This is a genomic window from Verrucomicrobiia bacterium, assembly GCA_036268055.1.
GTDB lineage: Bacteria > Verrucomicrobiota > Verrucomicrobiia > Limisphaerales > Pedosphaeraceae > DATAUW01.
In genome coordinates, this window is the sequence record DATAUW010000016.1 from 199,598 (window position 1) to 221,433 (window position 21,836).

At 55.1% G+C, this 21,836-nt stretch carries 24 protein-coding genes; 20 read left to right on the forward strand and 4 right to left on the reverse strand.

Annotated features, from left to right (window positions below; genetic code table 11):
• Positions 1 to 2: 2 nt before the first annotated feature.
• From rplO to VH413_09730, 11 genes are all read left to right on the forward strand, one after another.
• Positions 3 to 527 carry a 50S ribosomal protein L15 gene (gene rplO, locus VH413_09680; protein ID HEX3798958.1) on the forward strand — a complete coding sequence of 175 codons (525 nt, stop codon included), beginning with the start codon at positions 3 to 5 and terminating at the stop codon, positions 525 to 527.
• 69 nt (positions 528 to 596) lie between these two features.
• The gene (secY, locus tag VH413_09685; protein ID HEX3798959.1) at positions 597 to 1,931 is read left to right on the forward strand and encodes a preprotein translocase subunit SecY; all 1,335 of its coding nucleotides are present in this window, start codon (positions 597 to 599) and stop codon (positions 1,929 to 1,931) included.
• Between the two features lie 56 nt (positions 1,932 to 1,987).
• The gene (gene map, locus VH413_09690; GenBank protein HEX3798960.1) at positions 1,988 to 2,764 is read left to right on the forward strand and encodes a type I methionyl aminopeptidase; all 777 of its coding nucleotides are present in this window, start codon (positions 1,988 to 1,990) and stop codon (positions 2,762 to 2,764) included.
• Positions 2,725 to 2,949: a translation initiation factor IF-1 gene (gene infA, locus VH413_09695; protein HEX3798961.1), complete on the forward strand. Its 225-nt coding sequence runs from the start codon at positions 2,725 to 2,727 to the stop codon at positions 2,947 to 2,949. Before map ends, infA begins: the two co-directional genes overlap by 40 nt.
• Complete coding sequence (rpmJ, locus tag VH413_09700; protein ID HEX3798962.1) at positions 2,946 to 3,059, forward strand: 50S ribosomal protein L36; 114 nt, start codon at positions 2,946 to 2,948, stop codon at positions 3,057 to 3,059. Before infA ends, rpmJ begins: the two co-directional genes overlap by 4 nt.
• Positions 3,060 to 3,068: 9 nt before the next feature.
• On the forward strand, positions 3,069 to 3,464 hold the full coding sequence (rpsM, locus tag VH413_09705) for a 30S ribosomal protein S13 (protein HEX3798963.1): 396 nt from the start codon (positions 3,069 to 3,071) through the stop codon (positions 3,462 to 3,464).
• A gap of 9 nt (positions 3,465 to 3,473) precedes the next feature.
• On the forward strand, positions 3,474 to 4,067 hold the full coding sequence (gene rpsK / locus VH413_09710) for a 30S ribosomal protein S11 (GenBank protein ID HEX3798964.1): 594 nt from the start codon (positions 3,474 to 3,476) through the stop codon (positions 4,065 to 4,067).
• Between the two features lie 21 nt (positions 4,068 to 4,088).
• The gene (rpsD, locus tag VH413_09715; protein HEX3798965.1) at positions 4,089 to 4,697 is read left to right on the forward strand and encodes a 30S ribosomal protein S4; all 609 of its coding nucleotides are present in this window, start codon (positions 4,089 to 4,091) and stop codon (positions 4,695 to 4,697) included.
• A gap of 106 nt (positions 4,698 to 4,803) precedes the next feature.
• Positions 4,804 to 5,832 (forward strand): DNA-directed RNA polymerase subunit alpha, encoded by a 1,029-nt coding sequence (locus VH413_09720; GenBank protein ID HEX3798966.1) that lies wholly within the window; start codon positions 4,804 to 4,806, stop codon positions 5,830 to 5,832.
• 5 nt (positions 5,833 to 5,837) lie between these two features.
• Positions 5,838 to 6,317, forward strand: a complete 480-nt coding sequence (gene rplQ, locus VH413_09725) for a 50S ribosomal protein L17 (GenBank protein HEX3798967.1) — start codon at positions 5,838 to 5,840, stop codon at positions 6,315 to 6,317.
• Positions 6,318 to 6,931: 614 nt separating this feature from the next.
• Positions 6,932 to 8,014, forward strand: a complete 1,083-nt coding sequence (locus VH413_09730) for a hypothetical protein (protein HEX3798968.1) — start codon at positions 6,932 to 6,934, stop codon at positions 8,012 to 8,014.
• 18 nt (positions 8,015 to 8,032) lie between these two features.
• Here the strand turns inward: VH413_09730 and VH413_09735 are convergent, their stop codons facing one another.
• Positions 8,033 to 8,962, reverse strand: a complete 930-nt coding sequence (locus VH413_09735) for a prepilin-type N-terminal cleavage/methylation domain-containing protein (protein HEX3798969.1) — start codon at positions 8,960 to 8,962, stop codon at positions 8,033 to 8,035.
• 249 nt (positions 8,963 to 9,211) lie between these two features.
• Here VH413_09735 and VH413_09740 point away from each other — a divergent pair, with 249 nt between their 5' ends.
• From VH413_09740 to VH413_09760, 5 genes are all read left to right on the forward strand, one after another.
• A complete protein-coding gene (locus VH413_09740) occupies positions 9,212 to 9,745 on the forward strand; it encodes an RNA polymerase sigma factor (protein ID HEX3798970.1) in 534 nt (177 codons plus the stop codon).
• On the forward strand, positions 9,738 to 10,481 hold the full coding sequence (locus VH413_09745) for a hypothetical protein (protein HEX3798971.1): 744 nt from the start codon (positions 9,738 to 9,740) through the stop codon (positions 10,479 to 10,481). The genes VH413_09740 and VH413_09745 overlap by 8 nt, the downstream gene beginning before the upstream one ends.
• Before the next feature lie 228 nt (positions 10,482 to 10,709).
• Entirely contained in the window at positions 10,710 to 11,081 is a 372-nt protein-coding gene (locus VH413_09750) for a hypothetical protein (protein HEX3798972.1), read from the forward strand.
• A gap of 180 nt (positions 11,082 to 11,261) precedes the next feature.
• A complete protein-coding gene (locus VH413_09755; protein HEX3798973.1) occupies positions 11,262 to 11,915 on the forward strand; it encodes a DUF3299 domain-containing protein in 654 nt (217 codons plus the stop codon).
• 37 nt (positions 11,916 to 11,952) lie between these two features.
• Entirely contained in the window at positions 11,953 to 12,330 is a 378-nt protein-coding gene (locus VH413_09760; GenBank protein HEX3798974.1) for a hypothetical protein, read from the forward strand.
• A gap of 90 nt (positions 12,331 to 12,420) precedes the next feature.
• Here the strand turns inward: VH413_09760 and VH413_09765 are convergent, their stop codons facing one another.
• Both VH413_09765 and VH413_09770 read right to left on the reverse strand, forming a co-directional pair.
• A complete protein-coding gene (locus VH413_09765; protein HEX3798975.1) occupies positions 12,421 to 13,101 on the reverse strand; it encodes a DUF1559 domain-containing protein in 681 nt (226 codons plus the stop codon).
• Between the two features lie 137 nt (positions 13,102 to 13,238).
• The gene (locus tag VH413_09770; protein HEX3798976.1) at positions 13,239 to 14,453 is read right to left on the reverse strand and encodes a multiheme c-type cytochrome; all 1,215 of its coding nucleotides are present in this window, start codon (positions 14,451 to 14,453) and stop codon (positions 13,239 to 13,241) included.
• Positions 14,454 to 14,577: 124 nt separating this feature from the next.
• Here VH413_09770 and VH413_09775 point away from each other — a divergent pair, with 124 nt between their 5' ends.
• Genes VH413_09775 through VH413_09790 form a run of 4 tightly spaced genes read left to right on the forward strand, consistent with a single transcriptional unit; the run spans position 14,578 to position 20,102 of the window.
• Positions 14,578 to 15,810, forward strand: coding sequence for a 2Fe-2S iron-sulfur cluster-binding protein (locus VH413_09775; protein ID HEX3798977.1), 1,233 nt, complete (start codon positions 14,578 to 14,580; stop codon positions 15,808 to 15,810).
• Between the two features lie 25 nt (positions 15,811 to 15,835).
• On the forward strand, positions 15,836 to 17,563 hold the full coding sequence (locus VH413_09780; GenBank protein ID HEX3798978.1) for a cyclic nucleotide-binding domain-containing protein: 1,728 nt from the start codon (positions 15,836 to 15,838) through the stop codon (positions 17,561 to 17,563).
• A 35-nt stretch (positions 17,564 to 17,598) separates the two neighbouring features.
• Complete coding sequence (locus VH413_09785) at positions 17,599 to 18,384, forward strand: hypothetical protein (protein HEX3798979.1); 786 nt, start codon at positions 17,599 to 17,601, stop codon at positions 18,382 to 18,384.
• Entirely contained in the window at positions 18,381 to 20,102 is a 1,722-nt protein-coding gene (locus VH413_09790; protein HEX3798980.1) for a hypothetical protein, read from the forward strand. The genes VH413_09785 and VH413_09790 overlap by 4 nt, the downstream gene beginning before the upstream one ends.
• A 76-nt stretch (positions 20,103 to 20,178) precedes the next feature.
• Here VH413_09790 and VH413_09795 read toward each other — a convergent pair whose 3' ends face one another.
• On the reverse strand, positions 20,179 to 21,756 hold the full coding sequence (locus VH413_09795) for a heme-binding protein (protein ID HEX3798981.1): 1,578 nt from the start codon (positions 21,754 to 21,756) through the stop codon (positions 20,179 to 20,181).
• Positions 21,757 to 21,836: the final 80 nt, after the last annotated feature.

Genomic DNA, 21,836 nt, shown 5'->3' on the forward strand with positions numbered 1-21,836 from the left:
TTATGCGTTTACACGATCTCAAATACCGTCCCGGCGCCAAACATCGCCGCAAGCGCATTGGCCAGGGTGAATCCAGCGGCCACGGCAAGACCAGCGGACGCGGTGGCAAAGGCCAGACCGCGCGCTCGGGCAGTTCCATCCGCCCCGGTTTTGAAGGCGGCCAGATGCCCCTCATCCGCCGCATTCCCAAGCGCGGGTTCAACAACACCAGCCACGGCACGGAATACATTCCCGTCAATCTCGACGAGTTGAACAGCTTTGAAGAAGGTGCGCGCGTGGACGAAACGGCCTTGCGCAGCCTCGGCCTGGCGAATGGCAAAATGACCCGCATCAAGATTCTCGGCACCGGCGAAGTTTCCAAGAAACTCACCGTGAGCGCGCATGCGTTCAGTGCTTCCGCCAAGTCGAAAATTGAAGCCAAGGGCGGCACCTGCGAAATCATCAATACGGATCGTGTCCGTCCGCAGGGTTATGCAAAACCTGAGAAGGCCAGGAAAGCCAAATCTTCCAAACCTGCGGGCGCATAGCCTCTGCACCACTGAGACATGTTCCGCTCAATCCTTAATACCTTCAGTAACTGCTTCAAGATCCCGGAGTTGAAGTCGCGCATTGGCTTCACGTTTTTGCTGCTTGCGATTTGCCGTCTTGAGGCGTACATCCGCGTTCCCGGATTGGACGGCAAGGCGTTAACGGAATTCCTGCACTCGAACTCCGGCGGCAACGGCGGCGCGTTGAGCATGTATAATCTGTTCACCGGCGGCGCGCTGGAAAATTGCGCGGTCGGCGCGTTGGGCATCATGCCTTACATCAGTGCGACAATCGTGCTGCAGTTGCTCACCGCAGTCGTGGGCAGCTTGAGCAAAATGGCGCGTGAAGAAGGTGGCCGCGTCAAGATCATCAAATATGGCCGGTACCTAACGGTTTTGCTGTGTGCGGGCCAAGGCTTGTTCACGGCGTATGGCTGGGAACATATCAATGGGTTTAATGGACAGTTAGTGTTGTCTGACAATATCTGGTGGTATCGCATCCAGACGACGATTGTGCTGACGACGGGCACTCTGTTGTTGATGTGGCTCGGTGAGCAGATCACCGATCGCGGCATCGGCAACGGCATTTCGCTGATCATCACCATCGGCATCCTGGCGCGTTTGCCGGCCGCCATTCGATCATTGGGCGATATGTTTTTCCCACCGGCTGGTATCGAGCGCCAATATAATCTCGGTCACGCGGTTGCGTTGCTGTTGTTACTTGCAGCGGTTGTGGCGGGTGTCATTGCGGTCACGCAAGCTGAGCGCAAGATTCCGGTGCAATACGCTCAGCGCGCTGTCGGCCGCAAGATGTATTCGGGCGGAACGTCCTTCCTGCCGTTGCGATTAAATTTTGCCGGCGTGATGCCGATCATTTTTGCGCAGGCGATTCTGATGGTTCCGCAGCAAATGTTCTCCAAGATTGGCGCCGCGGTTCCTGCGTTGAAGTTTTTGAGCCGCATCGGGGCGTTGCTGACAGAGCGTTCGATGGTTTATATCATCATCTACTCTCTAATGATTTTGTTTTTCTCGTATTTCTGGACGGCTACACAATTCAATGAGTTGCAGATTTCCGATGACTTGAAGAAGAACGGTGGTTATGTGCCGGGCGTGCGCCCTGGCCAGGCCACCAGCAATTATCTCCACAATGCCATGAGCCGCATTACGCTGGCGGGGGCGGTGTTTCTGACGGTCATCGCAGTAATCCCGATTTTCCTCGCAAGCTGGATGCATATTCCGATTGCGGTCTCCACATTCTTCGGCGGCACGAGCATGCTGATTCTTGTGGGTGTGCTGCTGGACACGATGCGCCAGATGGAATCGCACCTGATGATGCGCCATTACGACGGCTTTCTTAAAGGCAAGCGCGGTGGCGGCGGTTCACGTTTGCGCGGCAGATTTTAATCGCCATCCGACCGGAGACGATTCCGGTTTGAAAGGCAGATTTGAGCTGGCTCAAAATGATTGTTCTGAAAAATGAGCGGGACTTGGAAGCGATGCGGCCCGCTTGCACGCTGGCCGGAACGGTGTTGGATGAAGTGGCGGCGTTCGTGAAGCCGGGCATGACGACGAAAGACATTGATGTCTATGCGGCGTCCCGGATCAAGAGTTACGGTGGCAAGAGTGCGTTTTTAGGTTATCGTAAGTATCCGTGTAATATCTGCATCTCGGTAAATGAGCAGGTCGTACACGGTCTGGCGGGACTGCGCCGGGTGGAATTTGGTGACATAGTTAGTTTGGACGTCGGCGTTGTGTATAACGGATTTATCGGAGACACGGCGCGGACAGTGGCAGTCGGTGGTTGCGGTGTACCGGCCCAGCGGTTGATGGATGTAACGGAAAAGTCGCTGTATGAAGGAATTGCACAGGCAGTTTCCGGCAAGCGAGTTTCGGACATCTCGCGGGCCATACAGAACTACGTTGAAAGCAACGGGTTCAGTGTCGTGCGCGAGTTCGTGGGCCACGGCGTGGGCCGCTCGATGCATGAAGAGCCGCAGATACCGAACTTTGTGGACGGAAAATCGTCCCCGAAGCTGCGTCCGGGAATGACGCTGGCGATTGAGCCGATGGTCAACGCCGGGACGCCCGGAGTAAAAATTTTAAATGATGGCTGGACAGTAGTGACGCAGGATGGTTCACTATCCGCCCATTTTGAGCATACGGTTTTAGTCACTGAAGGTGAGCCGGAGATTTTGACATGGCCCGAGCGGATGCCATCGAAGTTGAAGGCTCAGTAGTGGAAGCTTTGCCGCACGCGATGTATCGGGTCGAGTTGGCCAACGGACATCGGGTGCTGGCGCATTTTAAGGGCCAGGCCCGCAAAAACGCGGTGAGTTTGGCGGCTGGCGATAAGGTAATGTTAGAGATGTCGCTGTTCGATTTGTCGAACGGCTGCATAGTGAGCAACGAGAAAAAATTATGAAAGTTCGCGCATCAGTAAAAAAGCTTTGCGACAACTGCAAGGTCGTCCGGCGCAAAGGCGTCATCCGTGTCATTTGCACGAATGCCCGCCACAAACAACGTCAAGGATAATAGAATTTTATGGCACGCATTATTGGAGTGGAAATTCCCGGCGAGAAGCGCATTGATATCGCACTTCGCTACATCTACGGCATCGGCCCGGTCAACGCCAAGGTCATCCTCGAAAAAGCGAAGATTGACCCGAGCATCCGCGCGAAGGACCTGAACGAGCAGCAGATGTCGCAGATCGTTCACGCCATCCAGGACGGCAAATACGTCATCGAGGGCGATCTGCGCCGCGAACTGGGCATGAACCTCAAGCGCCTTCAGGGCATCAAGTGTTACCGCGGCATTCGCCATCTGCGCAGTCTGCCCGTCCGCGGCCAGCGCACCCAGACGAATGCGCGCACGCGCAAAGGCCCGCGCAAGACTGTCGGCGTGCAACGCAATCCCAACGCCAAAACCGGCATCCACTAATCAATTTTTATGGCTGAAGAAAAAAAGAAACCGGCTCCCAAAAAGGAAGCGAAACCCGAAGGCGCCGCCGAGGAAAAGACGGCCGCCAAAGCCGGCGAAGCGAAGCCCGCGAAGAAACCCGCTGCCGGTGCTGAAGGCGCTGCTGAAGCGAAACCTGCCGAAGGCGTCGTCGCCGCGGCTGTGGCTCCCACCGCGGCGGAGTTGCTCGCGGACGATCCCAATGCCAAGAAAATCATCAAGGCCAAGGGTGCGAAAAATATTTCCACCGGCATCGCGAACATCCTCGCGACCTTCAACAACACCCAGGTAAGCATCACGGATTTGCACGGCAATTTGCTGGGCTGGTCCAGTGCCGGCCGGGTGGGTTTCAAGGGTTCGCGCAAGAGCACCGCGTATGCGGCGCAGCAAGTCGCTCAGGACGCCGCCCGCCAGGCGATGGCCCACGGCATGCGCGAAATCGAAGTGCGCGTGAAGGGTCCTGGCTCCGGCCGTGAATCGGCCATCCGCGCTCTCCAGGCCATCGGCCTCGAAGTCACCGTCATCAAGGACGTCACGCCCGTTCCCCACAACGGCTGCCGCCCGCGCAAGAAACGCCGCGTTTAATCAACCTCAATATTTTAAGTTATGGCTCGTTATACAGGTCCCCGCGTTCGCATCAGCCGCCGTTTCGGCGTGCCCATCTTTGGCCCCTCGAAATATCTCGAGCGCCGCAATTACGGCCCCGGCGTTCACGGCCCGAAGTCCCGCCGCAAGCACACGGATTACGGCCTCGGCTTGATCGAGAAGCAAAAGTTGCGCTATTACTACGGCCTCATGGAACGCCAGTTCCGTGGTGTCTATGAGCGCGCACTCCGCCGCCGCGGTGTCACCGGCGAACAGATGTTGCAGATCCTCGAGACCCGCCTCGACAACGTCGCATTTCATCTCGGTTTTGCCGCCACGCGTTCCGCGTCGCGCCAGTTGATCAGCCACGGCCACGTGAAGGTCAATGGCCGCAAGGTGAACATCCCTTCGTTCGCGCTCAAGGTGAACGATATCGTGGAAGTCAAAGAGTCCAATGTCTCGCGCCAGCTTGCCACCAAGAACATGGAAATGGCGACCAGCCGCGCGGTGCCCGATTGGCTTTCGTTGAACAAGGAAGGCTTCAAAGGCGTGATTATGCGCATCCCTACCCGGGATGAAATCCAGCCGATCGCGAACGAGCAGGCCGTTGTTGAATTTTATTCCCGTTAATTAAAACCGCCCTTCTCGCGAAGGGCACAAAAAGGCAAATACACGGGTCGTTCCGGCGCGGGAATAAAACCGGGGCGATCAGATTACATTTGCCAGAAAGAAAACCATGCCAGTACGTTTAGGACGTTTCGAAATGCCCAAACGGTTGACCAAGGAAGAGTCAACCGCAACGGAAACCTACGCCAAGTTTGTCGCCGAACCCTTTGAAACCGGTTATGGCCACACTATCGGCAATTCCCTGCGCCGCGTGTTGCTCTCTTCTCTCGAAGGAGCGGCCATCACCTCGATCAAGATTGACGGCGCCATGCACGAATTCACCACTGTTGACGGTGTGGTGGAAGATGTCACCGACATCGTGCTCAACTTGAAGAAAATTTTGTTCAAGGCCCACAGCCGTGAACCGCAGACGCTCTTGCTTTCCGTGAACAAGGAAGGCGAAGTGCTCGCCGGCGATATCGAGCTGAACCAGAACATTGAACTTGTCAATCCCAAGCAGCACATCTGCACGCTCGACAAGAAGAAAAAATTTGAGATGGAGCTTGAAGTCAAAGTCGGTCGCGGCTTTTGCCCGGGCGATGAAAACAAAAAGCCCAACCAAGCCATTGGCGTGGTCGCGATTGACTCGTTGTTCTCGCCCGTGACGCGCGTGCGTTACGCAGTCGAGAGCGCGCGTGTCGGTCAGCGCACGGATTATGACCGTTTGCTGATTGAGATCTGGACGGATGGACGCATTTCGCCGGATGACTCGCTCACGCAAGCCTCGGCTATTCTCCAGCATCATTTGGATGTGTTCGTCGGCTACGACAAGAACGCCATCGAATTCGAAGAAGTGGTGGACAAGCAGGACGAGGAAAAGACCAAGCTCAAGAAACTGCTCGGCATGAGCGTGAACGAAATCGAGCTGAGCGTCCGCGCCGCCAACTGCCTCAACAACGCGAACATCACGACCGTCGGCCAGTTGGCCATGAAGACCGAAGCTGAGATGCTCAAATACCGCAACTTCGGCAAAAAATCCCTCAACGAAATCAAAGAGAAGCTGTCCTCGCTCGGCTTGACTTTGGGCATGACCTTCGACGCGGACACGCTCGAAACGCCCAAGGAAGACGCCGCCGCTGTGGCCGCCACCGTGGAATAATTGTTATGCGACACCTTAAACGAACCGCCAAGCTGGGCCGTACCGGCACGCACCGCAATGCGATGCTCGCCAACCTGGTTTGCAGCCTGATCAAACACAAACGCGTCACCACTACGCTGGCCAAAGCCAAAGCCGCGCGTTCTGTCGCCGAAAAAATGGTCACTCTCGCCAAGGCCGGCACGGTCCACGACCGCCGTCTCGCCGCCGCGCGTTTGCACCAGGAAGACGCCGTGAAGATCCTCTTCAACGAACTCGCTCCCGTCCAGAAAGAGCGCCACGGTGGTTACACCCGCATCGTGAAGTTGCACCAACGCCAGGGCGATGCTTCGCAGTTGGCCATCCTTGAATGGGTGGACGCAACGGCCGCCGCTGAGCCCGCTCCTGAAGCGAAGGCTGAAACGGAAACCAAGCCGGAAGGCGAAGCCAAGCCTAAGAAAGCCAAGAAGGCCAAAAAGGAAGAAGCTTCTGCTGAAGCGAAAGCTTAAGCGCGAGATCAATTAATTCAAACCAAGCCCGTTCTTCGGAACGGGCTTTTTTATTTTCCGGACCAATATGGCGATCGTTATAGACGTTTTCTTGACACCGCCTTCAAGGTAGGATGCGCGGTCGCGCCGTCGGGCATTCTTTTGTTTTCGTTCGACAGGACGCCGGGATTATGTAATTAAGGCGCGACAAAACTGTGCGAATGAATTCTCAAGCGCGCTCGGTCAACACAGCATCAAATCAAGACCAAGGCAAGCGAAGTTCGCTGGGGATTTCCATGTGGGGAGCGCTGATTTTTTTTGCCGCCTTGTGGTGCCTGGATTTTCCGAAACCCTACATAGATGATTTATTTTATTGCAGTGGCGGATTGAGTCTCGCACAGGGTGGGGGACTCGATTATCCGTTGATCGCTGGTCAGGGACTTGCCCATTCTTTTTTTGTTTACCCGCCAACTCATTCGTACCTGCTCGCGGGATGGTTGAAATTATTCGGCATCAGCGCCGGTTCCATGACCGCATTTCCCATGGCGATGTATTGCCTCATCTCCGTGGCAACCATAGCGATATTGCGGCACAAACATTCTTCGGCGTGGGTGGAATGGTGCGTGCCGGTGGCGGTGGCGGCGGCATTTTTAAGGACAGGCGGTTTGCGGCCGGATGCTCTGGCCATCGCCATGCTGATGATGGCCCTGATGATTTTTGAGATCGCTCCGCGCAAGCACCGATGGCTGTTTTTATTCTTTCTCCTATTATTTTTCGTAGGCTCAACCGCGCCGCGCATGGCGATTTTTAGTGTCGCGATCATTTGTTTCGCAATTTTTAGTCTCTGGCGCGAACCCTTAAATACGCGGCCGAAAATGGAGATGGTTCTATTAAACACAATGACGGCGTTGGGAGTATCATTTTTAATTTTTCTTTTGATGATTCATTTTCGTCTGGGCGAATTCCTTTACACCTTCCGTCTTCATCTGACTCGGGTCGCCGATTTATCTTCTTCGACGCGGATGTTTATCATGGATGAAGTCGGCGTGCTGTCATGGCCATTGTTGGGGTTGCCGCTATTGCTCTTATTATTATTTCGTCGCCGCCCGTGGGATCGTCCAACCTGGTTTGTGGCGTGGCTGGGGATAACCTTCCTCATGGCTGGTGTTCTGGGAATGCTTGGGCCGGGGGCAATCTGGTTTCCTATTTTTGCTTCGCTGCTTTTGCTGGGATCCGGTTTTAGAACTATTTCCGGCTGGCGCGCGATCGGGATGCAGGGAGTGGTTCTTCTGGCGTTGTTGATCGGCAATGGAAAAAGTCTGGTTGCGGTTGGCGGAGAATTGACGGGAAAATTTCATCGCGGTCAGGGCGAACAGCGGGACGCGGCGCTGGCCTTGCAGCCAAGTCCGCAGCACCGGATATTTGTGGATACGGAACAAGCCCGGTATCTTTTCGGCTATCGCATCCCGCCGGGCTTTCTGGCATTTGAGTACGGGGCGCCATTTCCGAAGGAATATGTTTTTGAAGATTTGCGTCCGTCCGATATTTATTTGGTCGGGCCGCAAACTCTGGAAAAACTCAACGAGCGCACATTCCTTAATCACCCATCCCCTTCCAAATGGAAACCGGTCGGACCAAAACGCTGGTGGCTCAATCAATACCCACGCTGGATTTACATTATTCCGGCAGAAGATTGCGGGAAGTTACGAGCGCGATAATACTTTCTAAAATCCACTTCAATTTCCCGAAGGCAAGGACATCCGTTGAAAAAGCCAGATGAAGTCAGCGCTTTCAGAAGAGTCAATCCATAGCGGCAGCGCAAGAGTATCGGGCACGGGTGGTGGGCAGGTGCTGTTGAACTGCCAATGATGAATTTCCGAGTGTCCGTCCGCAAAAGAAAAACTACAGCCACCGTTGTGATAGGAGCCCGGCATGTCCACCCAATTATAATCAGGGTTGGCATATCCCGGCAAGGGAGATGGCGATTGCTCGACAAAATAACCGTCGTTGATGCTGTCAGGATGTTCGTCGAGAAAAACAAAAATTCCCGACGGATTTAAAATTTCGCCGTCCTTGAGAAATTGGCGGTAACCTTTGTTGTTAATATTGCCGCCGGAGACGAGCAGGTTGCCGGGATCGCCAATCATTGCATTCATCGAGACGCTGCGCACCCGCGCGGTGAAACCGGCATTTTTTTGGGCGTCGCTTAGCACGCGATCGGCGGGGCATCTATAAATGCTCGCCGAATAACCGGTGTAAGGTCCAAGCAGCGAGGTCGAGACGAATGCGGTGTTGGTATTCGCCGGAGCAGTTGTCCAATCCATGACGTTGTCCACCCAGTTGGGCTGGCCGGCCGGGGCGACGTTTAGAAGGCTGTTGCTGCCGACCACGCCGCCGAGATTGTAAACCAAACGATCCCCGTTATCGCCGGAATAAAGCGACCATGCGAAGGTTAATTGACGCGTATTGTTCACGCAACCGAGGGCAAGGGCGCGCGAGCGCGAGCGTGCCAACGCGGGGAAAAGCAACCCCGCAAGGATCGCAATAATGGCAATTACGACGAGTAATTCAACCAGGGTAAAACCATCGCCAGCGCGAGACCGGTAAGCTTGAAACAACCCAGCCGAACCGCTCTCACGTCTGCCGCTATGGAATTGAAGTGTCACGATGGGAAAAGGTGAGACACAAACCGATTCTGCAGGCTAGCAGTTAGGGAGGCCACTGTAAAGGGAGTTTTGGCCGGAAAACAGGGCAAAACGGGCGGAAAAACCTTTCGGATGTGCGAAACCAACGGTAGAAAGTTAAGTGACAAATGATTGCGGCGGGACGAAGATAAATCATCCGTGTTCGATCCATGACTAAAAAAATGGGAACAATTCGACCGGTTGGCGAGTCCTAACCAACATAACGGTCACATGGCTGATGAATTAGACTTCGATACGCTGGTGGCCCAATTTTACGGGCCGCTGTACCAGTTCGCTTATGGTCTGACGCGGGCAGAGGCCGACGCCAGTGATCTTACGCAACAAACATTTTACATTTGGGCCACCAAAGGCCATCAACTGCGGGATGGCTCCAAAGTGAAAACGTGGCTTTTTACCACCCTCCACCGGGAATTTCTGAACATGCGGCGCAAGGTCGTGCGGTTTCCCCATTCGGAATTGGAAGAGATGGACCACGAGTTGCCCGTCATCGCCCCGGAAATGGTGAATGCCCTTGATTCCATCCGCGCCGTCGAATTGCTTGAGCGCGTTGGTGAGCCCTATCAGGCGGCGTTGACACTTTTTTACATGGAAGACTGTTCTTACAAAGACATCGCCGAGATTTTGAATGTGCCGCTGGGAACCGTGCAATCGCGCATCTCCCGGGGGCTTGCACAACTGCAACAATTAGTCACCAGTCCCACCCCCAGCCAGCGCGAGTCGGCGCGAAAGGAGTTGCATGGATAGGTGCGAAGCGCGGGAAATATTATCGCTGTTCCGGCCGGGAACGAAAGACGCCGAAGACCCGAAAATCGCCGAGGCGTTGCGCTATGCCCAGACCGATGAAGAATTGGCACGCTGGTTCGCCGGGCATTGCAGCCTTTACGTGACCATGCGGGCGCGTCTGAAAGAAATCCCGGTGCCCTCAGATTTGCAGGCGAGAATCATGCGCATCGAGGCGCAGCAGCGCGGAAAAATAATTGACCTGCGGAAATGGTGGCTGCCGTTGACGGCGGCGGCAATGGTAGCGTTGCTCGGAATTATTTCGTGGATGATTTTCAGCCAGACGCGCCAGGATAATTTCAGTGATTATCGCGACCGCATGGCAAAGCTTCCACAGCGCGGTTATGCGATGACGATGTTCAACACGAACCTCGTGGAGATTCACACCTACCTTTTGAGCCATCAATGCCCTGATTACACCTTGCCCAAGCCGCTCACCATCCTTGCCGGTGAAGGTTGCGCGACGCTGGCCTGGCGCGATCGCAATGTCTCCATGATTTGCCTCAAGGATCCGGCGTCTCAACACGCGGTATATCTGTTCGCGATGGACGCAGCGAAAGTGGAAAACGCGCCGGCTTCGAGCCAGCCGGAATTTCGCCAGGTGCGCGACCTCATGACTGCAAGCTGGACCGTGGGCGATAAAATCTACGTACTCGCGGCAACTGGAACCGAAGCGGAATTGAAGCGTTATCTGAATTAAAAATCCACCAGGGAATCGCTGGCGATCGGTTTCTTCATCTCGCAGATTCACCAATGTTTTCAGGGGGGCAAACTACATTCTTACTTCTTGCCTGGCGTTTAAATCCTTGTTTTGCAGCCACTTCAATCCCCGCAATGCCCGCAAATGGGCATCCGCAATAGACCCGACAAGAAATCCGTATTCGTTCAACTTTGCGAAAGCGCGGACCGGTGATTAACTGTTTGCACGATGAATATGGAAATGCAGATGACAACGGCAACGGCAACGGAAACCACAGTGGTTCCCGCCGCGAAGAAAAACTCCGTTCTGTTTCCCGCTGTCTTCCGCCTCGCCCTCCTCGTCGGTCCCGAAGCCATCATCATGGAGACCATGTCCCACAGCCCGGTCATGATGCTCCTCGCAGGCTTCGCGGTGCTCGCCCTGTGGCTCTCGGTTGACATCGGTCCGTTCCGCGCCGCCGGTGCTCCCAAGCGCCAGAAGAAGGCCAGCCAACCCGCCGGTAAATACGCGCGGAACCTGACCAAAGCCCAGTGGTGGAGCTACCTGTTCTGTCGCTTGGTTATCGTCGTCGCGTTGCTGCACTCCCGCACGAATATTTAATTTTTTAGAATTTTTCAGGGTTATTGGTTATTGTTGAAGTGGGCCGGTTTCAGAAATGAAACCGGCTCTCTTTTTTGTACATGCACCGCAAAAATTTCCCGCCCTGGGGCATTTGAACATTTGAACCATAGCCCAATTCAGAGTATCAGTTAGAAGCAGTTGCTTTTTATGTTGCGGCGAATGACATGTCTATTCGAGGCGGCCTTTTTTTGGGGGCTCGCCGTGGCGTTGTTTGCCGGTTGTGGTCCCTCGCCATCGGCATCGAACAAAACGCCACCCGCAGAGATTCACGGCGAACCGATCACGCCCGTGAAAAATTCCTCCACCACGGTCGCCATTGCCGTTCCTATTCTCGCCGCTTCCATTTCCGCACCAATCACAAAAAATCCTGAGCCGATGTTGCTTGCCGAAAATTCCGATTACATTCCCGTAGGCTTCGATAAATTGGCGTCTTATCATTTTGAAACTGACGACACCCCTTACACCAATCAAGACGCCACCGCTGACAAGGCGAACCAGCAAATTCCCGATACGATCAAAAATTTGAGCGATAAAAAAATTTCCATCAAAGGTTTCATGTTGCCGTTGAAAGTGTCCGATGGTGTGGTGACAGAATTTTTGATCATGAAAGACCAGTCTATGTGCTGCTTCGGCACGACGCCGAAAATCAACGAGTGGGTCAGCGTCAAAACCGTGGGCGCGGGCGTGAAGCCGATCATGGACCAGCCCGTGAGCATGCTCGGCACGCTGCACGTCGGCGCGCTGCGCGAGAATGGTTATCTCGTGGGCATCTACCAAATGGACGGCGATAAACTTGTGGGGACGGATAATTGATGTTGCCTAACGCCTCCGATTATGTTCGCCAAATCAAATGAACGCTGAAGAAAAAGCCATCATCGAATTTCTGCGCGGCTATGGGCCTACATTCGTCACCGCCAAGGAAATCTCGCGCAAGGTCGGCGGACGCAAACGCTGTGAGAAAGAACCCGGCTGGGCGTTGCCGATCCTGGCAAAAATGACGCGAGAAGGAACCATCGAGGCGGACGCGCTTGGGCATTTCCGGCTGGTCAAACAGACGGACAAAAAAAAGCGCTTTGGGAAATTCGTTTCGCCACAGTTGCTGCGTATCCTGAAAAGCAGCGGGAGAACATTTGAGGCCATCGTCATTGACGAGGACGAAGAGCCAACCGAAGAGGAAAAGGAAAAAGAGAAAGAAGGCGAGAAGCCTTCTGAGGACGAGAAACTCTAAAAATGGGAGGGCGGGCGTACTCGCGAGCCGTGACTAGTATCAAGATCGGGACAATCTAATTTGCACTGTTCGTGCTCGCCGAAATTATTTTTACTGCCACCCGTGCATCGAGTCGTAGCGGAACGTCATTTCATTCGTCACATATCCTTTGTACCACTTCGCGTGGCCATCATCGAAAAGAATGTTTTGACCGCCATTATGAGTTTGCCACGCGGTTGAGGGCGTGCCGTTTTGATCGCCACCCACGCAATTCTGCGAGTAGTCGTCCTTGTCGGCATCGTCCGGAGTAAAATCCACGGTGTCACCCGATAACACATACGCCGACACATAAAGAATCTGCCGCGTGTCCACCGACGCAAAATTTTCATTGGCCGCGATGTAAGCCGCCCGGACGCCATTGAAATAACTATAGGAAGAGTGGATATCGGACGGACAATGATACGCGTTGGTGTTTTGCAGATACGGAATCAACTGCTGCATCCAGCTTGTTTGGAGCGTGTCGGTATCAACCTGGTTCCATGCGATCAATTTTCCCGATTCGGGATAGCGACCGTTGAAATCATCCGAGTAAAGCTGCATTGAGATGCTGATTTGATGCAGGTTTGAAGCGCATTGAATCGTCCGCGCGTGTTGTTTGGCCTCCGATAACGCGGGCAATAGCAACGCGGCGAGAATCGCGATGATGGCGATCACGACGAGCAACTCGATCAATGTGAACGCGCGCATCGTCCGCAAAACTTTACGGTCTATTTTCGATCCTGATTTCATCATTGCCGGAAATCCATCCACGCTGGAAGTCGCCGTGAACTGGATACAAAGCCAAATTGCCTAACTTGAGTTAGCCAGTAACTCAGACGCAGCACGGGGAAAGTTTCTTCAAAGGAAAACTGAGGTGGACGAAACAGAAATTATTTGCCGACGAGCGTTTGTTGGAAGTCGTCGAGATGACCGGCGAAAACCTGCGGCTTGAAATCGGGAATGGATTGCGCGTCCTTGAACAACTGATTGAGCGGCGCGTCGAGACGCTTGCTGGTATCGGGATCTCCGAGACCGGCAATGAGGCGGTCAAGCGCAAGAACGAGTCGCTCCGCGCGGCGGGCCACGGTGGAATGCTTGACATTGGGTTCGCGGAAACTCGCGCCCGTCGCCGCTAGAGCTTCGAGGCATTTGCGCGCATCGGCGGCAGACCAGGAACTGGCCGCAGCCTGCTTCGCGAAATCATCCGCCCACTTTTGTGCGGCGGCGGCGTTATTGGGAGTGACATCGCCAGAGATGGAAGCGGATGGCAGCGCGTCGTTGCCTTTCGCAGCGGACTCGAGCAACCAGAGCACGGCCGAAGTCCGCGCCTCGGCATGTTCACCGGCCACAGTTTCGCGGGATAATTGCCAGCTCATTTCGCGCAGCCCAACAGCCTGGCCGACCAGCCAGGTTTGCGGTCCCGACCAATTAGGCTTCTCTCGCCAATGCTTGGGCTCGGTGACCGATTGGCCGTCGAGTTCAAAAATCAATTCGGGATGGCCAGCTTTAAGAATATCACCATCCACATTTTGATGGCAGGCCACGCAACTATTCGCACGTGTATAAATATTGTCGAGGTCGCGCATGCCGGCGTGAACGCGATCAGCGTGGGTCCAATCAGGACGCGTGTGACCGAGCAGCCATTTTTGCGCGGGGCCGTGACAATTTTCGCACGAAACACCGGAAGCAGGATCGAGCGCCTTCACGAGCGCGTCGGTATTGGCAATCGTTTGAAAAGGTTCGTGGCAAACCGTACAGCGTGAACTCACCGTGGGATCGCTGATTTTTAAATTGTCCGCTATGCGGGCGGAACGCGCGCCGGTGAGCGTGGCGAAGGAGCGCGTATGCACATCCAATTTTTTCCAGCGAATGGTTTGATCGTGTTTTTCACCCGCACCCCCGTGGCAGCCGGAAGAAGCGCATGAAGACTCACCGAGAAAGGCACTCGCGGCAGAAGCATCCGTATCGGTGTTCTGCGCGTAGAGTGAAGTGGTGCGCGCCGTGAAAAGGGTCAGGAATAAACTGGCAAGCCAGACTGTGCTGGTATGATTGCGTCCCCAGTTTAGGCTTAGAAAAAGTCTTAAACTAAATCGTTTACTCCGCACGCTGGGTTTGTTAATAAACAAGCCAAGACAAAAATGCAATCAAAGAATGTAACCAATATTCCAACGAATGCAAAAAATCTTAGAGGGTAATCCGCTTCTGGTTATAGGGTACATTTTCCTGGGGATGCTTTTTGCGCAAGGATGTTTGATTCTGTGGGGCACACTCAAACGAGTTTATTATCAGCAGGAGCATCACCGTCTTTCCCGCGAGCGGCTTCAGTTGCAGGTCAAGGCCGCCGCATTGCAGTGCCGTGAAGTCGAGGCAAATAAAGCGCTCTGGAACGGTTTTAGAAAATTTCGCGTTGAAAAAAAATTCACTGAGTGCAAAGGCGTCTGCTCTTTTTATCTCAAGCCGCACGACGGCAAACCGCTGCCCGCCTACAAGCCCGGCCAGTATATTACCTTTCAATTAAATATTCCCGGCGTGCCCAAGCCGGTGGTGCGTTGTTACTCGCTTTCAGATAGTCCGCATCGGGGCGATTACTATCGCGTTACGATAAAAAAAGAACCAGCGCCGCCAGACAAACCCGAACTTAAGCCCGGCGTGGCCTCGAGTTATTTCGTGGACGTGGTAAAAGAGGGCGACATCCTCGACGTCAAGGCGCCGGCGGGAAATTTCTTTCTCGACATGGCAAAGGAAACTCCGGTCGTGCTCGTGAGCGGCGGCGTGGGTGTCACGCCGATGTTGAGTATGGCGCATGCGATCAACGCGGCGGGAGCACGGCGCGAAATTTATTTTTTCTTCGGCGCGCGCAACCACGACGAGCACATCCATAAAGAGGAAATGCTCCGGCTGGCTAAGGAGTATGAGAATGTCCACATGCATGTCTGCTACAGCCGCCCGGATACGGCGCGCGACAAAGCCGGCGTGGATTATCAGCATGAAGGCCGCGTCTCGGTGGAATTGTTCAAGGAAGTTTTGCCTTCCAATAATTTCGATTATTTCCTTTGCGGCAACGGCGCGTTCATGAAGTCTATTTCCGAAGGTCTCGAAGCGTGGGGCGTGCCGGACAAGAACGTGAACTTTGAAGCGTTCGGTCCCGCGACGGTGAAGAAAAAAGCCGCTCCCGCTCCCGCCGCGGTTACGGGTGCGCCCGCCGCCGGCATCGCCGTTACTTTCAGCAAGACTGGCAAGACCTGTGAATGGTCGCCCGGAGGCGGATCGCTTTTGGATTTCGCTTTGGAACAGGGAGTGCGCATTGATTCCGGTTGCCGCGCGGGAAGCTGTGGGAGTTGCCTCGTCGCCATTAAATCCGGCGACGTGGAGTATGTAAGTGAAGCAGGGGAAAAGCCCGAAACAGGTTCGTGTCTGACGTGCATCTGCAAGCCGAAGGGACCGCTGGTCCTGGACGCCTGATTTTGAATTGGCTGGGATTTAATATATGGCTTCCGTAACCGCTTTAGTGCTGGACCGGCCGCAACGCTGGGACAACGCTTTTGATTCCGAAATGACGCCGGAAATGGTGGCGCGCCTGCTTCAGTTGGCGCCTTTCCGGGACATGAAAGCGGAAAATTTTCCCAAGCGCCTCGCCCTCTCGGATATTCTTCAACACGACGTTCGCATCCGCCGTTTTGACAAGGACGAAATCGTGGTGCGTGAAGGCGATTACGGCACGTCGGCGTTCATGATCATGTCCGGCAAGGTGCGCGTAGTGCTCGGCAATCTGCCGGCCTCGGTGCTGGGCCGCCGTGAACCGACGCGCAAAGGGATCTTTAGAGTGCTGGCGCAGATTTTTACGTCGCGCAAGGAACCGGAAAGTTTCCGACCTTCGCAACTCAAGCAGGACAGCCGTGTCGCCGCGCGCAAGGGGCAAAACGATGAAGTGAAAGTTTTTCTCCAAGACGTGCCGCGCATCCTCGATGAAAACAAAACGGCCATCCTCGAACCGGGAGAATTTTTTGGTGAAATCGCCGCGCTGAGCCGCATGCCGCGCACGGCGACTGTTTTTGCGGACACCGACGAGACCGAATTGCTCGAAATCCGCTGGCAGGGTTTGCGCGATCTGATGCGCTATGACAACGGCCTGCACGAACACATAGATGCCATCTATAGGAAGCGCGCCCTAGCCGCGGCCTTGCGCGAGATCCCATTTTTCCGCCAGTTGACCGACAGTGAATTGCAGCAGGTGATGGCTCAAACCGAGTTCGGCACTTACGGCGAATATGACTGGTCGGGTGAATACAAGCGCCTCGCGCAATCCGGAAGCGGCAGCCAGAAACCGGAAGCGGTGATTGCGGCGGAAGGCGATTATCCCAATGGCGTGGTCATTATTCGCGCGGGCTTCGGGCGGCTCAGCCAGAAATTTGGCAATGGCAACCGCACCTTGAATTACCTCGGCGCGGGCCAGGCCTATGGTTTCGAGGAAATCGCACACAACTGGCAAAATCCCAAAGCGCCCGTCGCCCTGCAACATTCCCTGCGTGTCATCGGCTACACCCACGTGCTGATCGTGCCGACGGCGGTCATGGAATCCATTGTCCTGCCGACCTTGCCAAAGCGTCTCATGCCGGACCCGGTGGTCGAGCGCGTGGATCGCGAAATAGTCGCTCCCGAGCCGGTGGATGCAGCCGCCAAAATCGGCGCGGACACCTTGGAATTTTTGACCGAGAATCGTTTCTTCAACGGCACGGCTTCCATGGTGATTGACCTGGATCGCTGTACGCGTTGTGACGATTGCGTGCGTGCGTGTTCGACGGCGCATGATAACAATCCGCGTTTTCTCCGCCACGGCCCGTCAAATGGAAATATTATGGTCGCCAATGCGTGCATGCATTGTGTGGACCCGGTTTGCATGATCGGCTGTCCGACCGGCGCGATCCACCGCGATGCCTTCGGCGGCCAAGTCGTGATCAACCCGATCACCTGCATTGGTTGTCGCGCCTGTTACAATAATTGTCCCTACGACGCCATCCGCATGGTGGAGATCCGCGATACCTCCGGCGAATTCATGGTGGACCAGGACATGAAGCCGATCAGCAAGGCGACCAAATGCGATTTGTGCGTCGAACAAATGACTGGTCCGGCGTGCGAACGGGCGTGCCCGCACGGTGCGCTCAAACGCGTAAACCTTAACGAACTGGATGCGTTCGCCAAGTGGTTGAAACGATGAATTCATTTTCGAAACAACGGTGGCGGGGAATTGTTTTGCTTCTGATTTTTTCTGCGGCCTGCATTGCGGCTTACTTCAAATACGGCCCGGTATTTCCGCGCTTGAGCTACTTTACCGGCGCGCTGCTCTTCGCCGTGATGGTGATCCTCACGCTTTATAATGGCCGCAAAAAACTGCCGTTTCTTCCGCTTGGCACTTCCGAAGGCTGGCTGCAATTCCACATCTACGCCGGATTTTTTACAGCAGTGTTGTTTGTGCTGCACATCCGGTTTCGCTGGCCCACCGGCTGGTTCGAGATCGTGTTGTTCACACTGTATGTGCTGGTGACGTTGAGTGGCATTGCGGGCTTGATCGTCACGCGCATGATTCCCAAACGTCTGACCACGCGCGGCGGCGAAGTTTTATATGAGCGCATCCCGGTTATTCGCGCGATGTTGCAGGAGCAGGCCGAGATGCTGGCCTTGAAATCCATGCCGGCGATGCACTCGACGACCATCGCGGATTTTTATACGCGTTATCTGGACGACTTCTTTGACGGCCCGCGAAATTTGTCGCTGCACATCTTTGAAGTCCGGCGTCCGCTCAATGTGTTGCAAAATCGCATCACCGACCTGAGCCGTTATCTCAACGCGCAGGAACAGGAGACGCTCAACAAAATCTCAACGCTCGTCCGGCAGAAGGATGGCCTGGATTATCATCAATCGTTGCAAACGCTATTGCGCGGCTGGCTGTTCGTTCACATCCCACTGACGTATAGCCTGATGCTGTTTTCGATCATGCACATTGTGTTGGTCTATGCTTTCTCGGGAGGAGCCCGGTGAAAGACCAGTTGCCTTCGCCTGATCCCGATTCCAGCCATTATGTGCGGCCCACGCAGCAGTGGATTTGTGGCAAGGCGGCCGAAGGCCAGAGCTGCCGCATCGGCCCGGATTGCCACGGTAATTGCCGTGCCGTTTCTGAATGCGCGCCGGTGCTCGAAGTCAAGCCGGGCGACGCCAAGGGCCGTTACAAATGCACGCGCCCGCCTGAATACGGCGGCCCTTGCGAAAATGGCCCGCTGCCCAATGGCAGTTGCGGACGCCCCATCACCCGTTGCCAGCCAATCCGCAGTCTGCGCAACCGCCGCAAGGTGGTCACGAGTTTCATAACGATGTTGACGGTCGCGCTGCTGCTCGTCGCCATGGGTGGCGAAAAACGCTGGAACTTTATTAGCCCAGGAAAAATTTCGTCGCAACATTCCGGTTCAGGGTTTTCAGAAGCCTTCGCGTGGATGCATTCTGGCGAAGCCGCGACTGATTCCAGTTGCGCCGCCTGCCACGTTAGCGCGCGCGCGAAATCCGCCGGATGGGTAGTCACCGCACTCGAATCCAATCCAGGCCCATTGCATCGCCACACGCTCGCGCTCATGACCGTGTCGGACATGACTTCGATAGATGAGAATTGCGAGCGCTGCCATACCGGCCACACTTTTCACGAGCCGAACGTGGTGCAGGACCATTCCTGCTCCGCGTGCCATCGCGAGCACATGGGCTCGGGGCTGATGAAAGCGCCGGCGGACAGCAACTGCGAAATCTGCCACGGCAACGCGAGCATCATGGAAGCATCCGCCGCGAAAGGAGCTACTCTATCGCCGGCTCTGTTTAATTTCCGCCCTGACAACGGGCGCAATGTTTTTCACGCCCCGCGTCCGAAGGAAGGTTACACCAAAGTCATTCATTCCTTCGCAACCGACCATCCGGAATTCCAAATCATCGCGGACAGGTTGCAGGATCCCGACTCGCTCAAGTTCAATCACCAAAAGCATCTGACCTCGCCCACGATTCCGCTGGTGAACGGCCATAAATTGGAGTGCGTGGATTGCCATAAACTTGACTCGGCTGGGCATTACCGGCAATCCATCACGTTCGAGCAAAATTGCCGCCAATGTCACTCGCTGCAATTTGACACGCACAACCCCGACCTTGCAGTGCCCCACGGCGACTCAGCGTTCGTGCGCGATTTCCTCCGCAGCTTGCCGGTGCAATACGCAGAATATGGCCTTCATAAAAGGGGCATCGTCGCGAAGGCCGACCTTGATGATTTCGTCCAACAACAGATGAAGCAAATCCGCGACGACGAAATCAGCGGCGAAGACCTCGAGCAAAAAGTTTTCTTCGGCGATTCCAAACAACAGCGCGCGCAGTTTCCCGCCTGCACTTACTGTCACGAAGTGAAACCGAATGGCGATGGCGCGCCGATCGTCACCAAGCCCGTGATCATGGATCGCTGGATGGTGCGCGGCAGCTTCGATCACTCAAAGCATCTAACGGTCGAATGTATGAAATGCCACGAAGTTTTGCACAGCACGCAAACTTCTGATGTGTTGCTGCCATCCAAAGCAACATGCGTGGAATGCCACAGTCCCAAAGGTGGCGTGGCGAATGGTTGCTCGACTTGCCACAGTTACCATGCGCCCTCCAATGGAACGCAAGTCCAGGTCAAGGCCATGCCCGGCGACCATGCGACGAGCGGTATGATAAGGTTGGCGGAGCAGAAGTAGCAAAGTTGGTGGGCATCTTATTTGCGGCGAGCTTGTGCGCTCTTCAGTGCGAGATACAACCCAGTCTTTGCACAAATCACAACGCCGGGTTGCGCGGGAACTTGGCGTAGGGCAGACGGGCGTCACTGTAGAAAAAGTGGTCGGAACGGATGTTGACGGGCGCGAGAAAATTTGCGGTGCCGGAAGCAGTAATAATATCGTCCTGATCCACGCCATCGCCTGACACGCCGATGGCACCGATCAACTGGCCGTTGCGATACAGCGGAAAACCGCCGGGGAAAATCGTGATGCCGTTTGGCAGATTGGGATCAGGTGTTGCCAAAGCGGAACTGAGCACGACGCCATTGAGCGGATTCATCGCGCCAGCCGGGAAAAGCGAAAAGTGCTCTTGCATGCCCCAGAAAATTCCCGGTTCAGTGCCATTGAGGCCGGGCGGGAAAAATTCCTCGGCGAGGAAGCCGACGGCACGTGCCGAGAAAGCGTAATTGGTGCTGGAGAAAAATACGGCAGTGCGGGCCTTCTGAACCGCAACATCCCAACTGAACATGGTCGCGCCTTTGGTGCGAATCGTGCCGAGCACGACTGGAGTGCCGCCGTCTATGTTCGGATTATTGACCACGGTGATGAAGACTTGCGCCGCCTGGCCGCGAGGAAGGCGGATGCCCGCGCGGGTGGTGCGGGCACGATCGGCGGCGAGCGAAAGGATGCCGACGACTTCATTAGATGTAAGGCGCGCTGCTCCATTGATGTTGCCCACGAGCGGATCATCGCGAATTGGCTGGCGGATTTCGCACATCTGGCCTCCAAAAGTATTGGTCGGGTACGGGAAAAGCGGCGGCGAGGCCATCACTGCGTACGGAGCCACATGCTGATCAGGTAAACTGGCAAACGGCGTGACGGCGCCAAGGCTCGTGGTGCTGCTGACATAGGCCAGGCGGAAGCCATTGATGGTATCGTTGGAGCCAAAATAAATCGGGTCGGGCGAATAATCAGTCTCGGCGGCCAGAGCCACGTCTTCATCAATGGTTGGCGTTTGCACGTTTTGGATGGCGGTGGCGTCATCCATGTGAGAAACACCCACGCCGCCGACGAGATAATTGCTGACGTAAAGGGGAACGCCGCCGGGTGCGCCAGCGAGGCCGCCAGTCACCGGTTGTGGAACGCTTACGACATAATTAGAAGTCGCAGGACTGGCGACATTGGTGACGATACTGCCGGGACCTTTGATGCGATTGATGTCGGAGAATTGCAGGTTGGAGAAATTGACGCCAACGAGTGGGCCAGGGCCGGAATTTTGGACGTTGGGCGGAAAATTTTGTTGAACAATGAAACCCGCAGTGCGAGAGGTAAAGGCATGTTGATCACTACTGAGAAAGGAGGCAGTCCCGGCCTTCCCAATCGCAATCGCGAGAACAGCTTGCGACGGGGTGGTCCCATTAACCGACCAGACGCCACAGACGAAACCCTCCCGATCCACCACGGCGATAACACTATCGGGAGAGATGACTTTTGCGCGGGCAACTCCTTGTGCGATAACCTTTTGCACGTCGGACAATGCGAGTTGTGGAATGGGCTGAAAAAGACCGTATTGGGCAAAGCCCGGATAGGCTGCCAGCCCCAGACCAAAAACGATTGCCAACAAGCGTTTTATCACCGCCAAAAGTGTGTGGCGGAAAAGAACTGGCGGCAAGTGCAAAGTTGGGTATGTTAGGTGCTGTTGAGAACATAGCAAAA